The sequence below is a fragment of the Arthrobacter sp. 131MFCol6.1 genome (assembly GCF_000374925.1).
Taxonomy (GTDB): Bacteria; Actinomycetota; Actinomycetes; order Actinomycetales; family Micrococcaceae; genus Arthrobacter.
In genome coordinates this window covers 886,860-909,495 of sequence record NZ_KB895541.1, presented here as the reverse complement: position 1 = coordinate 909,495, position 22,636 = coordinate 886,860, and the positions used below count along the sequence as shown (strand labels likewise).

The window sequence follows — 22,636 nt, the reverse complement described above, 5'->3', positions numbered from 1 at the left end:
AAGGGGTGCCGGCCACAATCATCAGTTCAAGTGAACTGGAAACCTTAGAGCGCGTTGACCTTCTTGGAGATGGCCGACTTGCGGTTTGCAGCGTTGTTCTTGTGGAGAACACCCTTGCTGACGGCCTTGTCCAGCTTGCGGCTGGCAGAAAGCAGTGCAACAGCCGCAGCATCCTTGTCGGTGGACTCAACGGCGGTGTTGACGGCGCGGATGGCCGTCTTCAGCTCGGACTTGACTGCGTTGTTGCGCAGGCGAGCCTTTTCGTTGGTCAGGATGCGCTTCTTCTGGGACTTGATATTAGCCACGTGTGAACTCTCTTTTTCAATGCGGAAAATGGTCTAGAGGGCTTTCAGATTGGCCATTGACTGAGCGGCGTGGGGATACCTATGGCGACCAACCATCTGTGGCCGTCGACCTGCACGGACACACAGCTGTAAATAATAGCAGAGATCAACGTGCAGGCACGAGTGCGGGTGGCGATCCGCCGCCGCACAGGGTGTCCGCCGGGTCAGCTCCAGCCGCGGCTCTCCCGCAGCGCGGCCGCGACGAGGTTGAAGCGGCCTGCGTCCAGGATCGCCCCTTCGCGCCGGATGTCCTTGGAATTGATCTGCAGAACCCGGTCCAGCTTCGCTTCGCTGGGCCGGCCCTGGCGGTCCCAGGGTCCCGTGCCGATGTCCACGTAGTCATCCGACCGGCGGGAGTCGCCGTCGTGGTCCTTGCTCGTCAGCATCAGTCCCAGCAAATACCGGCCACTGGTGCCCACCAGCAGCACCGGGCGGTCCTTGCCCTGGGAATAGTCCTCCTCGTAGGGCACCCAGGTCCAGACGATTTCTCCGGGCTCGGGCAGGCCGTTGGGTGCGGGGGCGTAGCGGACGGCGGCCCGCCCCCGGAAGTCGCCGGGATATGTCCCGGTCAGTCCGGCGGCCGGGGTGCCGCCTGTGGCGCGGGTCGGGGTGCCGGGACGTGCCTGGCCGGGCCGCCGCTTCGCCGCAGGTTTTCCGGCGGGTTTCGCCGCCGGCCCGCGGGTGGTCCCCGGTGCGGAGCCGCCGAGTTTGTCCAGGAAGCGCAGGGCATCGCGGACGGCGCCGCTGATCGATCGTAAGTTCCAAGCCATGGGGAAACCATACCGGCAACCCCCGCAGGGGAAGGGCAGAGAAAGGGGCAGGGTATGGGAGGGCGAGAGGGGCGGTGCCCGGCTGGCGGCAGGCGGCCGGCGGATGCTGCCCCCGGAGCGACCCAGCGAGGCCAGAGCCGCGGCCGGAACCGCAGCAGAATCGAGGCGGGACCCGCGGGCGGAATCCCGCCGAGAGCCCACCGGAGCTGGCAGAGTGCGCAACGCAACGCAGGGATGCACTGCCACTGACCCGGACGTGGGAGACTATAGGGACAGAAATGCGCCACGTCGCAGGATGGCATACGAGCATCCGCACCGAGCCGTGGAAAAGCCAACAGTAATGCCAACAGTTAGGACCCTGCGTGTCTCCCATGGCCCGCACCGCCCCGGTGCCCGCCGCAACAGATCCGGCCATCATCCGGAACTTCTGCATCATTGCGCACATTGACCACGGCAAATCCACACTGGCCGACCGGATGCTCCAGTTCACTGGTGTTGTCCAGTCCCGTGACATGAAGGCCCAGTACCTGGACCGCATGGACATTGAGCGCGAACGCGGCATCACCATCAAATCCCAGGCCGTCCGCATGCCCTGGGAACTCGACGGCACCAGCTACGCGCTGAACATGATCGACACCCCCGGGCACGTTGACTTCACGTACGAGGTCTCCCGCTCGCTCGCGGCCTGCGAAGGTGCGATCCTGCTGGTGGACGCGGCCCAGGGCATCGAGGCCCAGACCCTCGCCAACCTCTACCTGGCGATGGAAAACAACCTCACGATCATCCCGGTCCTGAACAAGATCGACCTCCCGGCAGCACAGCCGGAGAAGTACGCGGCGGAACTCGCCAACCTGATCGGCGGCGACCCCGACGACGTGCTCCGCGTCTCCGGCAAGACCGGCATGGGCGTCGAGGTTCTGCTGGACAAGATTGTCCGCGACCTTCCGGCCCCGGTGGGCGACCCGAACGCCCCCGCCCGGGCCATGATCTTCGACTCGGTCTACGACACCTACCGCGGTGTGGTCACCTACGTCCGCGTGGTCGACGGCATGCTGCACCCGCGTGAACGCATCCAGATGATGTCCACCCGTGCCACGCACGAGCTCCTTGAGATCGGTGTGAGCTCCCCGGAACCCACCCCCTCCAAGGGCCTTGGCGTCGGCGAGGTGGGCTACCTCATCACCGGTGTGAAGGACGTCCGCCTGTCCAAGGTGGGCGACACGGTCACCAACCTGGCCAAGCCGGCCACCGAGTCTCTCCCCGGCTATGCGGACGCCAAGCCGATGGTCTTCTCCGGCCTGTATCCGCTCGATGGCACGGACTATCCGGTGCTCCGCGATGCGCTGGAGAAGCTGATGCTCAACGACGCCGCGCTGGTGTATGAGCCGGAAACGTCGGCCGCGCTGGGATTCGGCTTCCGGGTGGGTTTCCTGGGCCTGCTGCACCTGGAAATCACGCGCGAGCGGCTCGAACGCGAATACAACCTGGACCTGATTTCCACCGCGCCCAACGTGGAATACGAGGTGACGCTGGAGGACAAGAAGGTCGTCCACGTCACGAACCCCAGCGAATACCCCACCGGCAAGATCGCGGAAGTCCGCGAGCCGATGGTGTCCGCCACCATCCTTGCGCCGAACGAGTTTGTCGGCGCCATCATGGAGCTGTGCCAGAGCCGGCGCGGCGTCATGGGCGGCATGGACTACCTCTCCGAGGACCGGGTGGAAATCCGTTACCGCCTGCCGCTGGCCGAAATCGTCTTCGATTTCTTCGACATCCTCAAGTCCAAGACCCGCGGCTACGGGTCACTGGACTGGAAGGCCGACGGCGAGCAGGTGGCCGACCTGGTCAAGGTTGACATCATGCTCCAGGGCGAGCAGGTTGATGCATTCTCCGCAATCACCCACCGTGACAAGGCCTACGCCTACGGCGTGATGATGACCGGCAAGCTGCGCGAGCTCATTCCGCGCCAGCAGTTCGAGGTGCCCATCCAGGCCGCCATCGGCTCCCGGATCATCGCCCGCGAAAGCATCCGCGCCATCCGCAAGGATGTCCTGGCCAAGTGCTACGGCGGTGACATCACCCGAAAGCGCAAGCTGCTGGAAAAGCAGAAGGAAGGCAAGAAGCGCATGAAGATGGTGGGACGCGTCGAGGTGCCGCAGGAGGCCTTCATCGCCGCGCTGACAACGGACGAGTCCAAGGACAAGGCCAAGAAGTAACGGTGCAGGTAATGACTGTTGCTGCAGTATCGGCAGGCCGGGCCCGTGCCTAGCGTCCTTCCCCTCGGCGACCCGGCGCCGCCGGACGGGCTCCTGCCCGCCCAGGCGCGCGAGGGCGCCGGTCAGCGCGCTTTCGGGTTGTATGTGCACATCCCGTTCTGCGCGGTCCGCTGCGGGTACTGCGATTTCAACACCTACACCGCCACCGAGCTGGGCGGCGGGGCCTCCCAGGACGCCTACGCCGCCACCGCGATCGCGGAAGTGGAGTTCGCCGCCGCGGCCCTGAGGGGCAGCGGCCTGCCTGACCGTCCGCTCAGCACGGTCTTCTTCGGCGGCGGCACCCCCACGCTGCTGCCGGCGGAGGATCTGGCGCGCATCCTCACAGCCGCGATCGGCGCCTGGGGCCTGCAGCCCGGCGCCGAGGTAACCACCGAGGCGAACCCCGATTCCGTCACGCCCGAATCCCTGCAGCTGCTCGCCGACGCCGGGTTCACCCGGGTCTCGTTCGGCATGCAGTCGGCCGTGCCGCATGTCCTGAAGGTCCTGGACCGCACCCACACGCCGAGCCGGGTGCCCGAGGTGGTTCAGTGGGCGCGCGATGCCGGGCTCGCCGTCAGCCTCGACCTCATTTACGGGACGCCAGGGGAGTCGCTGGAAGACTGGCGCCACTCGCTCGAGACCGCACTCTCCTACGCCCCCGACCACATCAGCGCCTATGCCCTGATCGTTGAAGACGGCACCAAGCTTGCCGCGCAGATCCGCCGTGGCGAAGTCCCGGAAATCGACGACGACGACCACGCCGCCAAATACGAACTCGCCGACGAGCTGATTTCCGCCGCCGGGCTCGCCTGGTACGAGGTCAGCAACTGGTCCCGCACCCCCGAACAGGCCTGCAGGCACAACCTCGCCTACTGGCGCGGGGACGACTGGTGGGGCATCGGGCCCGGGGCGCACTCGCACGTCGGCGGCGTCCGCTGGTGGAACGTCAAGCACCCCACCGCCTACGCCAACCGCCTCGGCGCCGGCGTCTCACCTGCCGCCGGACGCGAAACGCTGGACACCGAAACCCGCCACGTGGAACGCGTCATGCTCGAGGCCCGGCTGAACTCCGGACTCGATATCCCGAGCCTCGGCGGCTTGGGGGACACCGGCAGGCACGCCGTCGCGGGGCTGATCGCTGACGGCCTCGTGGACCCCGCGGCCGCGTTCAAGGGCCGGCTCATCCTCACGCTCAAAGGCCGGCTGCTGGCCGACGCCGTCGTCCGCAGGATCCTGCCGGACTAGTCTGCCCGGCCGCAAAGCCTCCACAATTTGGCTGCCCGCATCAGCGCCGCAGACGGCCTGCGGCACAAAAAAGAGCCGGCCGCTGCCCCATACGGGCAGCGGCCGGCTCTCTTTAGCTTGGTCCGGGCCGGCTATTTGATCCAGCGCAGGTTGAACTCGTAACGGTGCGGCTGGCCGCGGTTGACGTGGATGCCTGCCGCCACCGAGAAGCACGTCACAGCAATCCAGATCACCGTGGCGAGCACGGCGAAGAGGTTGCCCACCACCGGGATGAAGACCAGCAGATTGGCCAGCACTGCAGCGATGGTCGGCGGCAGCGTGAAATTGAGGGCTTCCTTGGATTCCTGCGCCGTGAACGGGCCGCGGTCCTTGAAGATGAGGTAGATCAGCAGCGACGGCACGCAGCCAAGGATGCCGCCGAAGTGGGCGAGCGTGGCCCACTGGCGGTCCTCGCTGGCCGTCAGCGGCAGCGCGTTTGCCGGAACCCCATGGTACGGGGGCTGGCCATGGCCAGCCTGATTGCCCGTGTGTTCGCGTGCGTTATCTGCCACGGTGTAGCCCTTCGGATTGCGGTGATGCGTTGCTGCCTGGGTTGTGCCTGAACTAGCCGGGACCGCACTGGAAGCGCGGCCGCCGTTTCAAGAATACTTGCTCGCGCCCGGAAATGGAGATCAGGGGCGGCCGCCGCGGCGGACTAGGGCACAGTGAGGAAGTCAATGACCTCTTCCACGCGGCCGAGCAGCGACGCCTCCAGATCAGCGTAGCTGCGGACAGCACCCAGGAGTTTCTGCCAACCCAGGCCGATGTCCTCCTTTGTGGAGTGGGGCCAGCCGAAAGCCATCAGGATGCCGGTCTTCCAGTCCGCGCCGCGGGGGATCACCGGCCACTGCTCGATCCCCAGGACCGCGGGCCGGATGGCCTGCCACACGTCCACGTAGGGGTGCCCCACAATGAGGACGTTGCCGGCGGCGCCCGGTGAGGCCATGACGGCATCGGCGATCCGCGACTCCTTGGAGTCGGGCACCAGGTGGTCCACGAGCACGCCGAGGCGCCGCCCCGGGCCCGGGCCGAACTCCGCCACGGCGGCCGCGAGGTCGTCAATGCCGTGCAGGGGTTCGACGACGATGCCCTCCACCCGGAGGTCATCGCCCCACACCTTCTCCACGAGCTCGGCGTCGTGCTTTCCCTCCACCCAGATACGGCTGGCCTTGGCCACCTGGGCGCGCTGCCCCGCCACCCGCACCGAGCCCGACGCCGTGCGGCCGGCACCGGCGGCCGGTGCCGCTTTCTTCGGGGCCGGCGGCATCAGGCGGATGGGCTGGCCCTCCAGGAGGAAGCCGAAGCCGAGGCGGAAGGACCGCGACTTGCCGCGCCGGTCCTCCAACGCCACCACGTGCATGCCGCCGGACTTCTCCACCCGGGTCACGGCCCCCACCCAGCCGGACTGGACCTCCTCGAGGACCATCCCGCGTTCCACCGGGACTTCCGGCAACTGGGTCTTGGCGGGGGCGGACAGGTCCTGGGGTCCCCAGTTCTGGTACGACATCTCTACACGCTTACTTTGCACTCGGAATGTACGGCGGTCGGTGGAACTCTCCGGGGCCGGAACCGGACCGCGACGGCGCGGCAACGGCAGCGGCTGCCACGGTCTCGGCACCGGCGTGACGGGAATCGCGTTCCCGCGGGCCACGCCTGGAGCGAATCCAATGCTAACAACGCGGCGACTCATATTAGACTGGTTAGCACTTAGGCATGTCGAGTGCTAACCCTTGTCCTGATGCGGACCGTCCGTGCAGCACTTGTGGACCCGGACCGGACACGGCGGACGGCACCGACTGCGGGACAGTCGATTGGAGGTGGAGCGTGAGCGAACCGCGCAAACTCGAAGTGCTGCGCGCCATCGTGGAGGACTACGTCCATTCGCGTGAGCCCGTGGGTTCCAAAGCGCTCGTGGAACGGCACCATCTCGGCGTCTCCAGCGCCACGATCCGAAACGACATGGCGGCGCTGGAAGACGAGGGCCTGATCACGGCACCGCACACGAGCGCCGGCCGGATCCCCACTGACAAGGGCTACCGGCTTTTCGTCGACCAGATCTCAGCGGTGAAGCCGTTGTCCCCGGCCGAGCGCCGGGCCATCCAGGCGCTGCTGGAAGGATCCGACGACCTCGACGACATTCTTGACCGGACCGTGAGGCTCCTCTCGCACCTGACCAACCAGGTCGCCGTCGTGCAGTATCCGCTGCTCAGCCGCGCCCGGGTGCGGCACATCGAGTTCGTGCTGCTGGCGCCCCGGAAAGTGCTGGCGGTACTGATCGCGGACACCGGCAAGGTGGAGCAGCGCGTGATCGACGTCGGGCAGGACCTTCCCGACGACGCGCTGGCGGAACTGCGGACCAGCTTTCTGGCCAGCCTCTCCGGAACCCCGCTGAGCCTGATGCCGCAGCTGCTGCCCGCCGTCGTTGCCGGTGGCCCGCCCGCTCGGCGCGGAGCGGCCCAGGCGCTGGCCCGCGGCCTGGAGGCCCTGGCCACGAGCAGCCGCGAAGAGCGCATGGTCATGGCCGGCACCGCCAACCTGGCCCGCTCCAACGTGGACTTCCCGCTCAGCATCGGCCCCGTACTGGAGGCCCTCGAGGAGCAGGTGGTCATGCTCCGCCTGCTCAGCGAAATGGCCGAAGACCCGCGGGGTGTCACGGTCAGCATCGGCCGGGAAAACCCTTACGACGGTCTGGCCGAGGCCTCCGTTGTGGCCACCGCCTACGGGCCGGACGCCACGGCCAAGGTCGGCGTGCTTGGGCCCACCCGGATGGACTATCCCACCACCATGGCCGCCGTCCGCGCGGTGGCCCGCTACCTTTCGAGGATCCTGGGGCCCTGACAGGCCCGGGACCGAACACGACTTCTTGCCCCACAGGCAGTGCCCCACAGGCAGTACGAAAAGGAAGAGATACACACTTTGAGCAGCCACTACGACGTTCTTGGAGTCTCCCGCGACGCATCGGGGGAGGAGATCAAGAAGGCCTACCGGAAACTGGCCCGCACCCTGCACCCGGACGTGAACCCCGGGGAAGATGCCTCGGACAGGTTTAAGGCCGTCACCCACGCCTACGAGGTCCTCTCTGATCCGCAGAAGCGCCGGGTCTATGACACCACCGGCAACGAGAACGGCACCGACAACGGCTTCGGCGGCGGCAGCTACTCGGGCCAGGGCTTCGCCTTCCAGGACATCTTCGAGACCTTCTTCGGCGCCGGCGGCGGCCAGGGCGGCCCGGCGTCCCGGGTCCGCCGCGGCCAGGACGCGCTGATCAGCGTCCGCATCGACCTCCGCGACGCAGTGTTCGGTGTGAACAAGAAGCTCGAGGTCGACACGGCCGTCATCTGCCCCACGTGCGAGGGGTCCTGCTGCCGCGAGGGCACCCACCCGGTCCGCTGCGACATCTGTGGCGGCAGCGGTCAGGTCCAGCGCGCCGTGCGGTCCATCCTGGGCCAGGTCATGACATCCGCCCCCTGCGGATCCTGCGAGGGCTTCGGCACCGTCATCAAGGACCCGTGCAACGAATGCAGCGGCCAGGGCCGGATCCGCAGCCGCCGCTCCCTGACCGTCAAGGTCCCGGCCGGCGTCGCCACCGGCACCCGCATCCAGCTGTCCGGCCAGGGCGAGGCAGGCCCTGCAGGCGGCCCCGCCGGGGACCTGTACGTGGAGATCCGGGTCAACAACGACCCCACCTACGTGCGCGAGGGCGATGACCTCCACGCGAGCCTCAACATTCCCATGACCGCAGCCGCGCTCGGCACCGAAATATCCCTCGACACCTTCGACGGACAGCAGGAGATCGACGTCAAGGCCGGCACCCAGTCGGGCGAGATCATCACCCTGCGCGGCCTCGGCGTCACGCACCTGCGCGGTCACGGTCGCGGCGACCTGAAGGTGCACCTGCAGGTGGAAACGCCGGTCAAGCTCGATCACGTCCAGGAAGAACTGCTCCGCCAGTTGGCCAAGCACCGCGGCGAGCACCTCACGGAAGGAAAGCTTGCGGCCAGCGGCGGCGTCTTCGCCAAACTGCGGGACCGGCTCGGTAACCTGTAGCGGTGAGTAACCCGGTCTTCTTCACCGCACCAGGCACCCTGGACCAGCAGGTCCCCGGCTCGGTCTTCGTCCTTGAGGGCGGCGAGGCACGCCACGCCGTCACCGTCAAGCGGATCGCCGTCGGGGAAACCGTCGACATCGCGGACGGCGCCGGCAAACGCCTGACCGGCGCCGTGACCGCCGTCGCTCCCGGGCAGCTGACCGTCGAATGCATGGACCTTGCCGAGGAACCGCGGCCCGGAACCCGGCTGGTCCTGGTCCAGGCCCTCGCCAAGGGCGATCGCGACGAACTCGCGGCCGAGACCGCGACAGAACTGGGCATCGACGCCGTCATTCCCTGGCAGGCCGAGCGGTCCATCGTGCGGTGGAAGGCCGAGCGGGCCGCCAAGGCGCATGCCAAATGGCAGTCGGTGGTGACGGCCGCCGCCAAACAGGCGCGCCGGGCATGGATTCCCGAGGTCCGGGCCGCCGTCGACGGCGCCGGGCTGCAGGCGGCCGTGGCGGCGGCAGATCTCGCCGTCATCCTGCATGAAGACGCCGTGCGCCCGCTGCGGCTCGTCCTGGAATCCTGGTTGGAATCCGCGCAGCCCGGCGAGGTCATGGCAGGCGATGCCGGATCCCGTGAGGTCCTGCTGATCGTGGGTCCGGAAGGCGGCATCAGTCCGCGGGAGGTGACCCGGCTCTGCGACGCCGGCGCGGTCACGGCCCTTTTGGGGCACCATGTTCTGCGTTCGTCCACGGCGGGGCCCGCCGCCACGGTGCTGGCCAGCGACATCCTCGGCCGCTGGTGACCCGCGGCAGCCGCCGTCACCGGTGACAGTGGCGGCTATTTGACGGTGACGGTTATTTGACCGTGAACCCGCGGGTGTCCTGGAATACTTCCTTGGCGCTGTCGGATGCGTCCACCTGGGACACCCGGACCTCGTAATTGCCCGGGCCGAGGTTCACGGACAAGGTGAACAGCCCGGACTGGGTTGCATCGGCCGAGGCGGTGGCGCTGCCGTTGAGATACGCGGTCTTGGCGTTGTCGCCGTCGCCGTCGACCTTGAGGATCGCCCAGCGGAGCTTCCCGCCCTGGACGGTGCTGCGGCCACGGATCTTGACCGAACCGTCGCCCACGGACGTGCCCTCCTGCGGATCAATGATCCACACTGGGGCCACCATCCCGGCGCTGCGGGACGTCGGCTCGCCCAGACGGACGTGGTTGAAGGCGACGTAGTCCGTGTGACCGTCCACCAGCACAACCACCTGGACCTGCTGTCCGGCATCGATGAGGCCGGCGCTGGCCGCGGCAGCTGTCGCCGTGTAGACGAGCTGCTGGATGGCGCGCTCGGCCATGGCCGCATCCACGTTGCTGTTGAAGGCATCAGCGGAGACATCCACCGTGATGACGTTCTTGCCGGAAATCGACGTCGCCAGCTTCTTCGGATTCTGCCAGGGCGTGAAAAAGTCCGGGTCCAGCGGCTTCTGCGACATCATGACCCGCAGGGCACGGGTGACGGGATTGTCCTGGTCCGGAACATCGCGGAACTCGCGGTAGAGAAACGCGTTGTCATTGCCCCGGCCGATCCAATACACGGGAGCCTTGTTCGACGTCTGGGCTGTCTCGAGCGGAGCGCTCGTGGTGGGCACGCCCGACGCCGGGACGGGAATGAGTTCCGACGGGCTGCTGGAATTCGTGATGCCGCTCTGCGGCGTCGCCACGCAGCCGGACAGGACGAGGGCGGCAGGCAGCGCCAACGCCAGCGCGGCGCGGCGGATGCGCCCCACCGATGGCTGCTGAACTCCACGCTTGCTGATGCCGCTGTCCCTTCGTCTTACGCCCCGCGTTCCGCGGTGATGATCCGTTTGTAGCCGTCGTCGGCCGCTGGCGGCCGCACCCGTCCCTCACCGGCCGGAGATCGGCGCGGCGATCCCGGGGGAGCCGGATTCCAGCATGGCACATGGGCACGGTGCGGCAGCCGGGTTTGGGCCCCGGCGCCGGAACTGCAACGGGAACGATATGAGGCCGATACAAAGTTGATACCTAAATTGGCCCGCTGGTGGTTCCAGGCGCGGACGCCGGTGGCGCCCATCGTTGCTCAGCCAGCGATCCCTGCCGGGGTCGTTTAGGGCAGACTGGTGGCGTGAGCGGAATCCCGTGGGTGCTGCACGTCGATCTCGACCAGTTCATCGCGGCTGTCGAAGTACTCCGGCGGCCGGAGCTTGCTGGCAAGCCGATCATTGTCGGCGGCCGTGGCGATCCCACGGAACGCGCTGTGGTGTCGACCGCATCCTACGAAGCCCGGGCATTCGGCGTCGGTTCGGGCATGCCCTTACGCATTGCGGCCCGGAAAGTGCCCGACGCCGTGATCCTGCCAGTCGATCAGGAGGCTTACCTGGCGGCGTCTGAAACGGTCATGGCTACCCTGCGCGCGCAGCCCGGCGCCACCGTGCAGGTGTTGGGGTGGGACGAAGCCTTTGTGGGCATCAAGACAGAGAATCCGGAAGCCTACGCCCGGCAGGTGCAGGCCGCTGTCCTGGAGCGCACGCAGCTGCATTGCAGCGTGGGCATCGGCGACACCCTGGTCCGAGCCAAGGTCGCCACCGGTTTCGGCAAACCGGCCGGCGTCTTCCGTCTCACTGCCGGGAACTGGCTCGCTGTCATGGGCAGTCGGCCCACGAAGGACCTGTGGGGCGTCGGAACCAAGGTGTCGGGCCGGCTGGCCAAACTCGGCATCAACACAGTCGCCGAGCTCGCCGCGTCCGACCCCCAAGACCTGGTGCCGGAGTTCGGCCCCAGGATGGGACCTTGGTACGCGGAGCTCGGCCGCGGGGACGGCACCAGCGTTGTGGACGCCACCCCGTGGGTTGCCCGCGGGCATAGCCGGGAGACCACCTTCCAGCGCGACCTGACCGAGCCCGCACAGGTGGACGACGCCGTGAGGGAGCTGACGGCGCGTGTCCTGGAGGATGTTGTGGCCGAAGGACGGCCCGTGGTTGGACTGACCCTGAAGGTTCGCTACGCGCCGTTCGTCACCAAGACACACGCGAGGAAGATTCCCGAGACATTCGACCGGGACGAAATCCTCTCGCGGGCCTTGGACCTCGCAGCCGGAATCGAAGCGGGCCGTCCGATCCGGCTCCTGGGCCTGCGGGCCGAAATGGCAATGCCCGACGATGCCCGAACGGGACATACACCGACGCGCGGCGGTTGGTGACGGCGTCGCTGCCTTACCGCCGCAGCGTTCTGCGGGCAGGCTGAAAGTGACCCTGGGAACCCCTCAAGTCAAAGCTATGCTGGGAGGATGGAATACCAGATCCGCCAGGCCGCGGGTGGGGACGCTGATGCCGTAGTCCGGATGCACACCCGGGCCCATGAGGAATGCTACGGCCACCTTCTGTCCCCGGCGTTCTTCGATGCGCGCCGTGCCAGCATCCCGGAGCGCGTGGAAAAACGCCGACCTTATCTGGACAGCGCCGAGCCTCGAATCATCGCCCTGGACAAGGGCAATGAAATCGTCGGATTTGCCGACGCAGGCACGTGACGTGACGATGACTTACCCGGAGAACTTGAGCTTTACTCCATCTACACACTGGGGCGCACCCATGGCACTGGACTCGGGGAGGCCCTGCTGAGGGCCGCCGTCGGCGATTTACCCGCCTACCTGTGGGTGCTTGAGGCCAACCCCCGCGCTCGGGCCCTTTATGCCAAGAACGGTTTTCAGCCCGATGGGACACGAAAATTGCTTTCACCCGACTGGGAGCAACTACCTGAGATGCGGATGGTCCGCTCCGACATTTAGCCGGGCACATCCACGCCGACGGTCGGCTGAGGTCACCCACCGACCGTGCGCTATCAGGTGGTAATGTACCGCTGCAAAATCATCCATCGTGTATTCGCGCAGGAGGAGACGCTCAGTCTGCAATTCCATGGGTCCATCATGCCGGAGCCGGCGCATCAGCCTGGCGGATCCGAGGCGTCAGAACCTGAGAATGTTCAGTTCCCCGGCCGGCTCGAAACCAAGCCGTGCGTAAAAGCCGCGTGATTCGTCGGAGGGGGAAAGCACCATCCGTACGGCATTGATGCTTTGTGCGAACCGGATCGAGGCGTCCACGAGTTGGCCGCCGACTCCGGCGTTCCGAAACTCCGGAAGGACGTAGGCGTTGCCCAGATAGACCCACCGGGACGATTCCGTCCCCGGTTTGGGCATCCGCTCGAAAATCATCAGGTTGAGCATCCCGACTAGTTCGCCACCGTAGTCGGCCACGAAGAACTTTCGGGGACTGGCAGTCATCCACTCTCGGAAGGCGGCATCGAAGGCTGGATCGTCCATGAGTGCGGGGTCCTGTTCCGCCGCCCACGTGGCCCTTAGCGTCGCAAGGCCGGGCACATCGTCTGGGCGCCCTTCGCGAATGATGAACATGGAAGTACCCTACTTTGGCGGTGCGTCAGCAAAAGCACCCGTCCGTTAGAGTCGGACGAATGAAACGGGCAGTAATCCTTGGAGGCACTGGCGTTCTCGGCCGCGCGATTGCGTGGCGGCTGATCCGTGCCGGCTGGGCCGTGGACATGACGGGCCGGGACCGGACCAAGATGCCGGCTGACCTGGCTGCCGCCGGTGTCCGATTTATCGCCGCCGAACGTCGTGACGACGCCGCCATGGCCGGGGTGATAGCCGGTGGCGCCGATCTCCTCGTGGACGCGGTCTGCTACACCGACGCCGACGCCCGGCAACTCCTGCCGCACCTGGCCTCGGTGTCCTCGACCGTCATGCTCTCGAGCAAGGCCGTGTACGTTGACGCCGCCGGCAATCACGTCAATTCCGATGTACCGCCCCGCTTTGATGAGCCCATCCTCGAGAACAATCCGACCATGCGGCCGGGAACCGGGGACTACGACTCCCGGGAAGGCTATGGCGCGAACAAGGTGGCCGCAGAGCACACCCTCCTGGACAGCGGCCATCCGGTGACAGTGATCCGGGCCTCCAAGGTGCATGGTGAGGGCGCGGCCCTGCCCCGGGAATGGATGTTCGTCAAACGGGTGCTCGACCGGCGCCCGGCCGTATTCCTGGCCCATGCGGGGCAGGGCGCGGACCACACGACGGCAGCGGTGAACACGGCGGCCCTCGTGGAACGGGTGGCCGCCGTGCCCGCGGCACGGATCCTCAACAGCGCCGATCCAGATGCGCCGAATGCCCGGCAGATCGCCGCAGCAATCGCCCGCCACCTGGGCCACCACTGGGAAGAGGTGCTCCTGGATGACAGCGCACCCGCGGGCCTCGGCGACCACCCGTGGGATTTTCGGCCCCCGCTGGTACTCAGCACCACGGCCTCCCTCGTCCTGGCCTATGAGCCGGTTGGGACATATGCCCAGACCATCCCGCATCAGGTGGACTGGCTGGTGAAGGCGGCAGCGGCCGGAGCCATGCCGGGAACCGACGATCCGTCCCTCGGGCACTATCTCGACTACAGCCGTGAAGAGCAGTTCACCGCTGGTTCCGCCCTGCGGACACGCCAACGTCCCCTGTAATGGGCTACAGGTTTGAAGGGGCTATGGGTTTGAGGGGGCTAAGGGCTTAAGGGGCGAGGGGTTTGTCGACGAGAATGGCGGCCTGCGGATGTTTTTCCATGGCCCTTGGTGAACGCACCAGCTGGGCGCGCATCGCAAAGCCCTGTTCCGTGAACCGGAGTGCCACCTCGTCGGGGGCGTGCAGTTCCGTGCGGAGCTCGACGTCATGTCCGTAGGCGCGGTCAATCGTGTGGTGGCCGCTGCCGGCGTGGAAAGCGACGAGCGCCGAACCGCCAGGGCGGAGCGCTCTCCAGAACTCGCGCGCGATCGCCGGCAGCGCCGTCGGGGGAGAGTGGATGATCGAATACCAGGCGAGTACACCGTCCGCGGCTGCGTCGGCTTTGGGCAGGTCCGCCAGCTCTCCGACTTCGAACAGCAGCCCGGGATGCAGTTGTTGCGCGACCCGGACCATTTCGGGCGACACGTCGACACCGCTGACGTTCAGCCCCGCGTGGCCGAGGTAACTGGCCATTCGTCCGGTACCGCATCCGACGTCGATCACCGTCCGGCCTGCCGTGGCGCGCAGGTGCGCGATGAAGTGGTCCACCATGGCCATATCCAGCGTGGCCTCGAAGCTGGTATCCGGGATCACCGCCGAATAGGTCTCGGCGACCGTGTCGTACGCGGATCTGACGGCCATCAAATTTTCGTGGTTTGCCATCAACCGAGCCTAACGGCCATGGCCGGCGAACCCGTGGCGCCCGATTCTTACGTCATGCAACGGGTCCGTGACGCGTTGTGTCGCTGCGCGACAGTGCGTTGCGGCCGGCTTGGGAACCCGTGTCCGCGGTGGTTGATTGGGGCTACCAGCGCTCGAAAGGACCCGCCATGACGGAACAAACTGATCTCAGCCCGACGACACTCCGCCACATTCTTGGACACTTCGCCACCGGGCTGACGGTGATCACCGCGGCAACGCAGCACGGGCCGGCCGGTTTCACCTGCCAGTCCTTCGCGTCCCTGTCCCTGGAGCCGGCTCTGGTCACGTTCAGCCCCGCGCGGACGTCCAGCACCTGGCCGCTGCTGCGTTCGGCGGGCCGGTTTACCGTGAACATCCTGCCCGCTGAGCACCAGCACCTGGCGGGGCAGTTCGCGCGCTCGGGGACGGACAAGTTCGCCGGCGTCGGCCACTCTCCTTCGCCGCTGGGTAACCCCGTTCTGGACCGGGCCCTGGCGTGGGTGGACTGCGAACTCCACCAGGAGTACGACGGCGGCGACCACACGATCGTCGTCGGCGCTGTCCGCTCCCTGGGCGCCCGTCCCGATGCTGAGCCCCTGCTCTTCTACAAGGGAAGTTACGTGGGCGTCCGGTCCTGCGCCGGCGCGCTGGAGAGCGTGGCATGACCGTGTCGACGCCGGAACCGGAGCCGCAGCCGCAACCGGAGCCGCAACCGGAGCCGCAACCTGGCAACGCGGAACAGCCGTGCCCGGCAACAGGCGCCCACTGGCTGGATGGGTGGGTCGTCTTCGGTAATACGTACCCGTAACGGCCGGCGCCGGATCCCCTCCGGCGTCGGCCGCGCCGCGCTGGCGTAAGATGGAAGGACCCGTTGACCCCGGCCGCGGGCGGTGCGAACCGCCGTCGGTACGGATCACGGCGACAGACCATATTCATACTGGAGGGGACCAGAGGCCCGCGGGCCAACACCATGACTGAAGCAGCGAACGGCAAGGCCCGGTTCAGCGCCCGAGAACGCACCGCAGGGGAATTTCCCCACTCCCTACCAGGGCTGCGGACGGAGGTGGTCTTGTTCGACGACTCAGAGCAGATGGTCCAGTCGCTGGGCAGCCATGACGAAGCCTTAAGATTCATCGAAAACCAGTTCCCCGCCGTCGATTTCCACGTCCGGGGCAACGAGCTTGCGATCAGCGGGCCTGCCGCCGACGTGCCGCGCATCATGCGCCTGCTCAATGAGGTGCGCGGGCTGGTGGCCCGAGGCACCGTCATCACCCCGGCCGTGCTGCAGCAGCTCGTCTCCATGCTCCGCAGCCAGTCACTGCAGAACCCCGTGGAAGTGCTGACCACCAACATCCTCTCCACCCGCGGGAAGACCATCCGGCCCAAGACGCTGAACCAGAAGAACTATGTGGACGCGATCGACGCGAACACTGTCATCTTCGGGATCGGGCCGGCCGGTACCGGCAAGACCTACCTGGCAATGGCCAAGGCGGTCCAGGCCCTGCAGCAGAAGGAAGTCAGCCGCATCATCCTGACCCGTCCTGCCGTCGAGGCGGGGGAGCGGCTCGGCTTCCTGCCGGGCACCCTGAGCGACAAGATCGACCCCTACCTGCGGCCCCTCTACGACGCCCTGCACGACATGATGGACCCCGAATCGATTCCCCGCCTCATGGCAGCCGGCACCATCGAGGTCGCCCCGCTGGCCTACATGCGGGGCCGCACGCTCAACGATGCCTTCATCATCCTCGATGAGGCCCAGAACACCACGCCGGAGCAGATGAAGATGTTCCTGACCCGTCTGGGCTTCGGCTCCAAGATGGTGGTCACCGGCGACATCACCCAGGTGGACCTGCCCTTCGGCACCCGCTCGGGGCTCAGGATTGTCGAGGAGATCCTGCAGGGAATCGAGGACGTCAACTTCTCGATCCTGGATGCCTCCGACGTCGTCCGGCACCGCCTCGTGGGGGATATCGTCAACGCGTACAGCATCTGGGACGAAGTCCAAAGGAACCGGGTCAAGCACTCCGTTGCCCGGGAAACGCGGGGAGAACACGCATGAGCATTGAGGTTAACAACGAATCCGGCGTCGTCGTGGACGAGTCCGAGCTCGTGGCGCTGTCGCGTTTCATCTTCGAAAGCCTCTACATCCACCCGCAGGCGGAGCTGTCCATCCTGCTGGTGGACGAACCGGCCATGGAAAAGCTGCACCTCGAACTGATGGACGAGCCCGGCTCCACCGACGTCCTCTCGGTCCCCATGGACGAGCTGACGCCGGGCACGCCGGACAAGCCGACACCGCAGGGCATGCTCGGCGACATCGCCATCTGCCCCCAGGTGGCCGAGGTCCAGGCCCGCAACGCCGGCCACTCCACCCAAGACGAGATGCTGCTGCTGACCACGCACGGCATCCTGCACCTGCTGGGCTATGACCACGCCGAGCCGGAAGAGAAGGAAGAGATGTTCGGGCTGCAGCGCGAACTCCTGACCGCCTTCACCGGCAAAGCAGCCCCGTCCGAGACGGTTCAGTGACCCCACTGATCCTCGCCGGCATGGCGCTGGTGTTCCTTAGCTTTGCCGCAGTGCTCACCGCTGCCGAGTCCGCCTTCAACTTCCTGCCCCGGCACGACGCCGAACAGGCGGTCCTGAACAGCAGGGGCACCTCGCTCAAACGCATCCTGGCCCATCCCGTGGGGCACATGCGCGCCCTGCGGTTCTGGCGGGTCTGGTTCGAGATGGCCGCCGCCGTCGCCGTCACCGTCCTCCTCTACAGCATGCTGGACAACGTCTGGCTGGCCGGGCTGGCGGCCACCGGCATCATGGCGCTGGTCGGCTTCGTGATCGTCGGCGTGTCCCCGCGGCAGCTCGGCCGGGTCCATTCCGCCGCCCTGGTCCGGTTCAGCGCCCCGCTGGTCCGGTCCCTCTATGCCGTGCTCGGCCCGATCCCGGGCTGGCTGGTGCGGCTCGGCAGCGTCGTAGCGCCCGGCGCGCCGGCCGACAGCGAGGCGTTCTTCAGCGAAGAGGAATTCCGCGAACTCGTGGACCGGGCCACCGAGTCCGACGTGATCGAGGACAACGAGGCCGAGCTGATCCAGTCGGTCTTCGACTTCGGGGACACCCTGGTCCGCTCCGTCATGGTGCCGCGGACCGACATCCTCACGATCGACTCCGGATCCAGCCTGCACCGTGCGATGTCCCTGTTCCTGCGCTCCGGGTATTCGCGGATCCCGGTCATCGGCGAAAACACGGACCAGATCCTGGGCATTGTGTACTTGAAGGACGTTGCCGCCTCGCTCCACAACCTCGGCCCGGACGAGGAACCCCCGGTCGTGGACGAGGTGGCCCGCGAGGTCCGCTACGTGCCGGACTCGAAGCTCGTCAGTGACCTGCTGCGCGAACTCCAGAAAGAATCCACGCACGTTGCGATCGTCATTGACGAATACGGCGGAACTGCGGGGCTGGTCACGCTCGAGGACCTCATCGAGGAAATCGTCGGCGAAATCGTGGACGAATACGACACCGAAAGCGCCGAGGCCGTGGCCCTGGGGGACGGAAGCTACCGGGTCAGCGCCCGCATGAGCATCGAGGACCTCGGCGAACTCTTCGACCTCGAGCTCGACGACGACGAAGTAGACACCGTGGGCGGCCTGCTGGCCAAGGCCCTCGGGCGGGTGCCGATTGTCGGCAGCACCGTCCAGGTCCACGGACTGTCCCTCCGCGCCGACAGGCTGGAGGGCCGGCGGAACCGCGTCAGCCACATCATTGCGGCCGCCGTGGCAAAAGAACAAACTGACCTTGAAGACCTTCTCGACGAGGCCGCACCAATCCAACAGGGAGTCTCACGTGAGCAAGCAGAATAAGTCCGACGGCGAAGCAGCCTACGGCGGCTACCGCGCCGGTTTCTCGGTGCTGGTCGGGCGGCCCAATGCGGGCAAGTCCACCCTCACCAACGCCCTGGTCGGCCAAAAAGTCGCGATCACCTCGGCCAAGCCCCAGACCACGCGCCACACAATCCGTGGCATCGTGCACCGGGACGACGCCCAGCTGATCCTCGTCGACACCCCGGGCCTGCACCGCCCGCGCACGCTGCTGGGGAAGCGGCTGAACGAACTGGTCGCCGACACCCTCGCCGAGGTCGACGCGATCGGCTTCTGCCTGCCGGCCAACGAGAAGATCGGCCCCGGGGACAAGTTCATTGCCGCCCAGCTCGCCGCCATCCCCAACAAGCCAATCATCGCGATCGTGACCAAGGCCGACACCGTGGACCGCCAGGCGCTCACCGAGCAGCTGCTCGCCGTCGCTGCCCTGGGCCGCGAGGTCCTCGGCGAGGAGGGCTGGAAGGACATCGTCCCGGTCTCCGCCACGGACGGATTCCAGGTCGACACCCTTGCCGACGTCCTGATCGGCCACATGCCGGCGTCGCCGCCGCTGTACCCGGACGGACACCTGACGGACGAACCGGAAGCGGTGATGATCGCCGAACTCATCCGGGAAGCAGCCCTCGAAGGCGTCCGCGACGAATTGCCGCACTCCCTGGCGGTCGTCGTCGATGAGATCGTTCCGCGGGAAGGCCGTCCCGAAGACCGGCCGTTCCTGGACGTCCGTGTCAACCTGTACGTCGAGCGCCCCTCCCAGAAGGCCATCATCATCGGCAAGGGCGGCGCCCGGCTCCGCGAGGTCGGGACCAACGCGCGCAAGGCGATCGAGGCGCTGCTCGGTGCCCGGATCTACCTCGACCTGCACGTCAAGGTCGCCAAGGACTGGCAGCGCGACCCGAAGCAGCTCGTCAAACTGGGGTTCTGAACCGGGCTGTTCTTAGGCCCCTATTTTGGCCGTTGGCCCTTCCCGCCGCTCCCAAGAGAGGGCCATCGGCGTTTTCTCAGATTCGGACTCTAAAATGGGCTGACTCCCCGTTCGTTTAGGAAGGCTCAACAAGTGGTTCGACCCCGTGACAACCGTGCCGATGGATCCGCCCCGCCGGCACGGTCAACGGCCGCTGCCCGGCACACGGCCGATCCCGCCGTTGGTCCGGCCCGCCACCTCGGCTCCGCCCGCCGGACCCCCACCTGGCTGAAAGTCTTCACAGGCGTGGTGGCCGTGCTTTTGGTCGGCGTGATCGCTTTCGGCGCCTACTGGGCCATCCGGCTCCAGGGCAACCTCACCAAGGCCCCGCTGAGCGCCGGCAGCACCAAGACCGAGGGTGCCGTGAACGATTCGACGGACCGGATGCAGATCCTGATCCTTGGCTCGGACACGCGCGACGGGAAGAACTCGCAGTACGGCACCAGCGATGACGCAACCGGCTACGGGCACTCGGATGTAATGATGCTGATGGACATCTCCGCGGACAACAAGCGGGTCAACGTGGTCAGCTTCCCCCGCGATCTGCTGGTCGATATCCCCAAATGCAGGGATCCGAAAACCAACAAGGAGTACCCGGCCCAGACCGGTGTCATGATCAACTCGGCCATGTCCGAGGCCGGCATCGGCTGCGCCGTGGACACCGTCAACAAGCTCACCGGCCTGGAAATCGACCACTTCATGATGGCCGACTTCAACGCCGTCAAGGAACTCTCCAACGCCGTCGGCGGCGTGTCAGTGTGTGTCAGCGACGCCGTATACGACCCCGATTCGAAGCTGCGGCTGCCCAAGGGCACCTCCACCGTCCAGGGCGAGCAGGCCTTGTCGTTCGTCCGCACCCGGCACGCCTTCGGTGACGGCGGCGACCTCGGCCGGATCAAGGCCCAGCAGGGCTTCCTGTCGGCCCTGACCCGGAAGATCAAGGACGACGGCACGCTCACCAACCCGGCCCGGATGCTTGGCATCGCGGACGCGATCACCAAGAACCTGACCATCGACGACGGCCTGGCCTCGGTGCCGACGTTGCTGACCGTGGGCAACCGGCTCAAGAACATCGACGTCGGCAAAGTAGCCTTCGTTGCCACCCCGACAGTCCCGGCCGAAGCGGACATCAACCGGCTGCAGCTGGCCGAGCCCGCGGCATCCCAGCTGTTCGCCGCCATGCGCAACGACGTGGACCTGACGGATCCGACCGCGAAGCCGAGCACTACCCCGAGTGCCAGCGCCACGCCGACGCCGACTCCCAGCCCCACCGCCCCGGCGTATGACAAGACGCTGCAGCCCGTCACCGTGGCCAACGGCTCGGGCGTTCCGGCCCGGACCCAGGAAATCATGCAGGCCATCAAGGGCGCCGGCTTCACCGAGGTGGGCCAATTGACGGCTCCGTCCGTCGCCGCGACGGCGGTCTACTACGGCGCGGACTCCGCTGACGTCGCCGCGGACGTCGCGGCCCTGCTCGGCGTGGCGCCGGACCGGGTGCTCCCGGCCGCCGGAGTAACCGGGGTCCAGGTCTACCTGGGCAGTGACTTCGCCAACGGGACGCCGACCGCCGCCGCTGCTGCCCCGCAGCTGCCCAAGGACATCGTCAACCAGACCGCCGGCGACACCGTCTGCCAGCAGGCCAACCCGGAACTGATCACGCGCTAACCCCGCCCGCAAAAAAGGGTCCCCGTTCAGACTTTTCTGTACGGGGACCCTTTTTCTGGTCAGGGGTTCTGGGCGACGGCCTGCGGAGGTGTTGTTTCGGCGCCGCAGCCGTCGCAGCAGGCCTGCTCCGTCGCCGCCGGGAGGCTGCCGGCCGCCGTATGGGGGACCGTGCAGCAGACGTCGCCGCGCCAGGCGTTGATGCCTTCGCGGATGGCGATCGCGGCGATGACCAGCGCCGCGCCGGCATCGGCCCACCACCAGCCAAGGGTGCTGTTCAGTACCAATCCCGCCAGCAGGACCGCCGACAGGTACGTGCAGAGCAGGGTCTGTTTGGAATCAGCCACCGCCGTGCGTGATCCGAGCTCCCGGCCGGCCCGGCGCTGGAGCCAGGAGAGGACCGGCATGATCAGCAGGCTCAGTGCGGCAATCACGATGCCCGGGGTCGAGTGCTGTGCCTGGCCGGCGCCGAGAATCGAACTGAGCGCATCGGCGGAGACAAAGGCGGCCAGTGCGAAGAATGAAACGGCGATCATCCGCAGGGTGAGGTGTTCGCGCCGCTCGGGGTCCTTGGTGGAAAACTGCCACGACAGCGCCAGCGCCGACGCGACCTCAATGATGGAATCCAGGCCAAAGCCGATGAGGGCCGACGAGTCGGCCGTACCCCCGGCCCACAGAGCCACAATGGCCTCGATGAGGTTGTAACTGATGGTGGCGGCCGCGAACAGGCGGATCCGGCGGCTGAGGACGGCACGGCGGACCGGGCCTGGCGACAGCTGGAGGGATGTCGTCACAGCGTGCACGTCCCGTCGGGTGCGCAGCAGGCCGGGTCCACGGCGAGCACGACGCCCAGAAGATCCGTGAGGGCATGGCCGAGGCGCTGATCGGCGAGCTCATAGCGGGTCCTTCGCCCCTCGGGCACGGCAACGACCAGACCGCATCCCCGCAGGCACGTCAGGTGGTTCGACATGCTCTGCCGGGATACCCCAAGAGAATCCGCCAGCTCAGAGGGATAGGACGGCGCAGCCGTGAGGGCAAGCATGATCTCTGCCCGTGTCGGGTCTGACACGGCATAACCGAACCGTGCCAGCACCGGGGCATTTGTGAGCGTTTCCATCAACCGAAAGTACAGCTGAGGATGTATTCACGCAAGCGTGTACGCACATCCTTCCCGGCTGGGTCGGTGCCAGTGACCGGGCGCCTCG

General features: G+C 66.9%; 23 protein-coding genes and 1 pseudogene. 15 read left to right on the top strand and 9 right to left on the bottom strand.

Features of this window, described 5'->3' with window-relative positions; genetic code table 11:
* Positions 1-44 precede the first annotated feature (44 nt).
* Together rpsT and C566_RS0104320 are read right to left on the bottom strand one after the other, a co-directional pair.
* A complete protein-coding gene (gene rpsT, locus C566_RS0104325) occupies positions 45-305 on the bottom strand; it encodes a 30S ribosomal protein S20 (protein WP_018773112.1) in 261 nt (86 codons plus the stop codon).
* Between the two features lie 203 nt (positions 306-508).
* Entirely contained in the window at positions 509-1,114 is a 606-nt protein-coding gene (locus C566_RS0104320) for a type II toxin-antitoxin system PemK/MazF family toxin (RefSeq protein ID WP_018773111.1), read from the bottom strand.
* 362 nt (positions 1,115-1,476) lie between these two features.
* On the opposite strand from C566_RS0104320, the gene lepA reads away from it, so the two are divergent.
* Complete coding sequence (gene lepA / locus C566_RS0104315; RefSeq protein ID WP_026266375.1) at positions 1,477-3,330, top strand: translation elongation factor 4; 1,854 nt, start codon at positions 1,477-1,479, stop codon at positions 3,328-3,330.
* 45 nt (positions 3,331-3,375) lie between these two features.
* On the top strand, positions 3,376-4,614 hold the full coding sequence (gene hemW, locus C566_RS0104310; protein WP_026266374.1) for a radical SAM family heme chaperone HemW: 1,239 nt from the start codon (positions 3,376-3,378) through the stop codon (positions 4,612-4,614).
* Between the two features lie 131 nt (positions 4,615-4,745).
* Here hemW and C566_RS0104305 read toward each other — a convergent pair whose 3' ends face one another.
* Together C566_RS0104305 and C566_RS0104300 are read right to left on the bottom strand one after the other, a co-directional pair.
* Positions 4,746-5,165, bottom strand: a complete 420-nt coding sequence (locus C566_RS0104305) for a DUF4870 domain-containing protein (protein WP_018773108.1) — start codon at positions 5,163-5,165, stop codon at positions 4,746-4,748.
* A gap of 143 nt (positions 5,166-5,308) precedes the next feature.
* Complete coding sequence (locus C566_RS0104300; protein WP_018773107.1) at positions 5,309-6,160, bottom strand: DUF3097 domain-containing protein; 852 nt, start codon at positions 6,158-6,160, stop codon at positions 5,309-5,311.
* 317 nt (positions 6,161-6,477) lie between these two features.
* On the opposite strand from C566_RS0104300, the gene hrcA reads away from it, so the two are divergent.
* From hrcA to C566_RS0104285, 3 genes are all read left to right on the top strand, one after another.
* Positions 6,478-7,491 carry a heat-inducible transcriptional repressor HrcA gene (gene hrcA, locus C566_RS0104295; protein WP_018773106.1) on the top strand — a complete coding sequence of 338 codons (1,014 nt, stop codon included), beginning with the start codon at positions 6,478-6,480 and terminating at the stop codon, positions 7,489-7,491.
* 78 nt (positions 7,492-7,569) lie between these two features.
* Positions 7,570-8,700 carry a molecular chaperone DnaJ gene (gene dnaJ / locus C566_RS0104290; RefSeq protein ID WP_018773105.1) on the top strand — a complete coding sequence of 377 codons (1,131 nt, stop codon included), beginning with the start codon at positions 7,570-7,572 and terminating at the stop codon, positions 8,698-8,700.
* 2 nt (positions 8,701-8,702) lie between these two features.
* Complete coding sequence (locus C566_RS0104285) at positions 8,703-9,491, top strand: 16S rRNA (uracil(1498)-N(3))-methyltransferase (protein ID WP_018773104.1); 789 nt, start codon at positions 8,703-8,705, stop codon at positions 9,489-9,491.
* A 52-nt stretch (positions 9,492-9,543) separates the two neighbouring features.
* Here the strand turns inward: C566_RS0104285 and C566_RS0104280 are convergent, their stop codons facing one another.
* Positions 9,544-10,470 carry a GerMN domain-containing protein gene (locus tag C566_RS0104280; protein ID WP_018773103.1) on the bottom strand — a complete coding sequence of 309 codons (927 nt, stop codon included), beginning with the start codon at positions 10,468-10,470 and terminating at the stop codon, positions 9,544-9,546.
* A gap of 356 nt (positions 10,471-10,826) precedes the next feature.
* On the opposite strand from C566_RS0104280, the gene C566_RS0104275 reads away from it, so the two are divergent.
* The 3 genes and pseudogenes from C566_RS0104275 to C566_RS23395 form a co-directional block, all read left to right on the top strand.
* Complete coding sequence (locus tag C566_RS0104275) at positions 10,827-11,900, top strand: DNA polymerase IV (protein ID WP_442852615.1); 1,074 nt, start codon at positions 10,827-10,829, stop codon at positions 11,898-11,900.
* Positions 11,901-11,987: 87 nt separating this feature from the next.
* Positions 11,988-12,227 carry a hypothetical protein gene (locus tag C566_RS23070; RefSeq protein ID WP_018773101.1) on the top strand — a complete coding sequence of 80 codons (240 nt, stop codon included), beginning with the start codon at positions 11,988-11,990 and terminating at the stop codon, positions 12,225-12,227.
* Between the two features lie 27 nt (positions 12,228-12,254).
* Positions 12,255-12,485, top strand: a pseudogene (locus C566_RS23395) (GNAT family N-acetyltransferase); the annotation flags it as partial.
* A gap of 177 nt (positions 12,486-12,662) precedes the next feature.
* Here the strand turns inward: C566_RS23395 and C566_RS0104265 are convergent.
* Positions 12,663-13,106, bottom strand: coding sequence for a GNAT family N-acetyltransferase (locus tag C566_RS0104265; protein ID WP_043465709.1), 444 nt, complete (start codon positions 13,104-13,106; stop codon positions 12,663-12,665).
* 59 nt (positions 13,107-13,165) lie between these two features.
* Here C566_RS0104265 and C566_RS0104260 point away from each other — a divergent pair, with 59 nt between their 5' ends.
* Positions 13,166-14,212: an NAD-dependent epimerase/dehydratase family protein gene (locus C566_RS0104260; RefSeq protein ID WP_018773099.1), complete on the top strand. Its 1,047-nt coding sequence runs from the start codon at positions 13,166-13,168 to the stop codon at positions 14,210-14,212.
* Between the two features lie 46 nt (positions 14,213-14,258).
* Here C566_RS0104260 and C566_RS0104255 read toward each other — a convergent pair whose 3' ends face one another.
* Positions 14,259-14,912 (bottom strand): class I SAM-dependent DNA methyltransferase, encoded by a 654-nt coding sequence (locus C566_RS0104255; protein ID WP_026266372.1) that lies wholly within the window; start codon positions 14,910-14,912, stop codon positions 14,259-14,261.
* 167 nt (positions 14,913-15,079) lie between these two features.
* Here C566_RS0104255 and C566_RS0104250 point away from each other — a divergent pair, with 167 nt between their 5' ends.
* The 6 genes from C566_RS0104250 (at position 15,080) to C566_RS0104225 (ending at position 21,434) form a co-directional block, all read left to right on the top strand.
* On the top strand, positions 15,080-15,595 hold the full coding sequence (locus C566_RS0104250) for a flavin reductase family protein (protein ID WP_018773097.1): 516 nt from the start codon (positions 15,080-15,082) through the stop codon (positions 15,593-15,595).
* 305 nt (positions 15,596-15,900) lie between these two features.
* Positions 15,901-16,989 (top strand): PhoH family protein, encoded by a 1,089-nt coding sequence (locus tag C566_RS0104245; protein WP_018773096.1) that lies wholly within the window; start codon positions 15,901-15,903, stop codon positions 16,987-16,989.
* Positions 16,986-17,459: an rRNA maturation RNase YbeY gene (ybeY, locus tag C566_RS0104240; protein WP_018773095.1), complete on the top strand. Its 474-nt coding sequence runs from the start codon at positions 16,986-16,988 to the stop codon at positions 17,457-17,459. Before C566_RS0104245 ends, ybeY begins: the two co-directional genes overlap by 4 nt.
* On the top strand, positions 17,456-18,787 hold the full coding sequence (locus C566_RS0104235; RefSeq protein ID WP_018773094.1) for a hemolysin family protein: 1,332 nt from the start codon (positions 17,456-17,458) through the stop codon (positions 18,785-18,787). The genes ybeY and C566_RS0104235 overlap by 4 nt, the downstream gene beginning before the upstream one ends.
* On the top strand, positions 18,771-19,730 hold the full coding sequence (gene era, locus C566_RS0104230) for a GTPase Era (RefSeq protein WP_018773093.1): 960 nt from the start codon (positions 18,771-18,773) through the stop codon (positions 19,728-19,730). The genes C566_RS0104235 and era overlap by 17 nt, the downstream gene beginning before the upstream one ends.
* 132 nt (positions 19,731-19,862) lie before the next feature.
* On the top strand, positions 19,863-21,434 hold the full coding sequence (locus C566_RS0104225; RefSeq protein WP_018773092.1) for an LCP family protein: 1,572 nt from the start codon (positions 19,863-19,865) through the stop codon (positions 21,432-21,434).
* A gap of 59 nt (positions 21,435-21,493) precedes the next feature.
* Here C566_RS0104225 and C566_RS20725 read toward each other — a convergent pair whose 3' ends face one another.
* Positions 21,494-22,225: a cation transporter gene (locus C566_RS20725; protein ID WP_051082217.1), complete on the bottom strand. Its 732-nt coding sequence runs from the start codon at positions 22,223-22,225 to the stop codon at positions 21,494-21,496.
* Positions 22,222-22,548 (bottom strand): ArsR/SmtB family transcription factor, encoded by a 327-nt coding sequence (locus C566_RS0104215; protein WP_026266371.1) that lies wholly within the window; start codon positions 22,546-22,548, stop codon positions 22,222-22,224. The genes C566_RS20725 and C566_RS0104215 overlap by 4 nt, the downstream gene beginning before the upstream one ends.
* Positions 22,549-22,636 lie beyond the last annotated feature (88 nt).

Excerpts from the sequence above, each read along its gene's own strand:
- C566_RS0104320 (WP_018773111.1), bottom strand. The coding sequence starts at position 1,114 with ATGGCTTGGAACTTACGATCGATCAGCGGCGCCGTCCGCGATGCCCTG.
- C566_RS0104300 (WP_018773107.1), bottom strand. The coding sequence starts at position 6,160 with ATGTCGTACCAGAACTGGGGACCCCAGGACCTGTCCGCCCCCGCCAAG.
- C566_RS23070 (WP_018773101.1), top strand. The coding sequence starts at position 11,988 with ATGGAATACCAGATCCGCCAGGCCGCGGGTGGGGACGCTGATGCCGTA.
- C566_RS0104265 (WP_043465709.1), bottom strand. The coding sequence starts at position 13,106 with ATGTTCATCATTCGCGAAGGGCGCCCAGACGATGTGCCCGGCCTTGCG.
- C566_RS0104260 (WP_018773099.1), top strand. The coding sequence starts at position 13,166 with ATGAAACGGGCAGTAATCCTTGGAGGCACTGGCGTTCTCGGCCGCGCG.
- C566_RS0104255 (WP_026266372.1), bottom strand. The coding sequence starts at position 14,912 with ATGGCAAACCACGAAAATTTGATGGCCGTCAGATCCGCGTACGACACG.
- C566_RS0104250 (WP_018773097.1), top strand. The coding sequence starts at position 15,080 with ATGACGGAACAAACTGATCTCAGCCCGACGACACTCCGCCACATTCTT.
- C566_RS0104245 (WP_018773096.1), top strand. The coding sequence starts at position 15,901 with ATGACTGAAGCAGCGAACGGCAAGGCCCGGTTCAGCGCCCGAGAACGC.
- ybeY (WP_018773095.1), top strand. The coding sequence starts at position 16,986 with ATGAGCATTGAGGTTAACAACGAATCCGGCGTCGTCGTGGACGAGTCC.
- C566_RS0104215 (WP_026266371.1), bottom strand. The coding sequence starts at position 22,548 with ATGGAAACGCTCACAAATGCCCCGGTGCTGGCACGGTTCGGTTATGCC.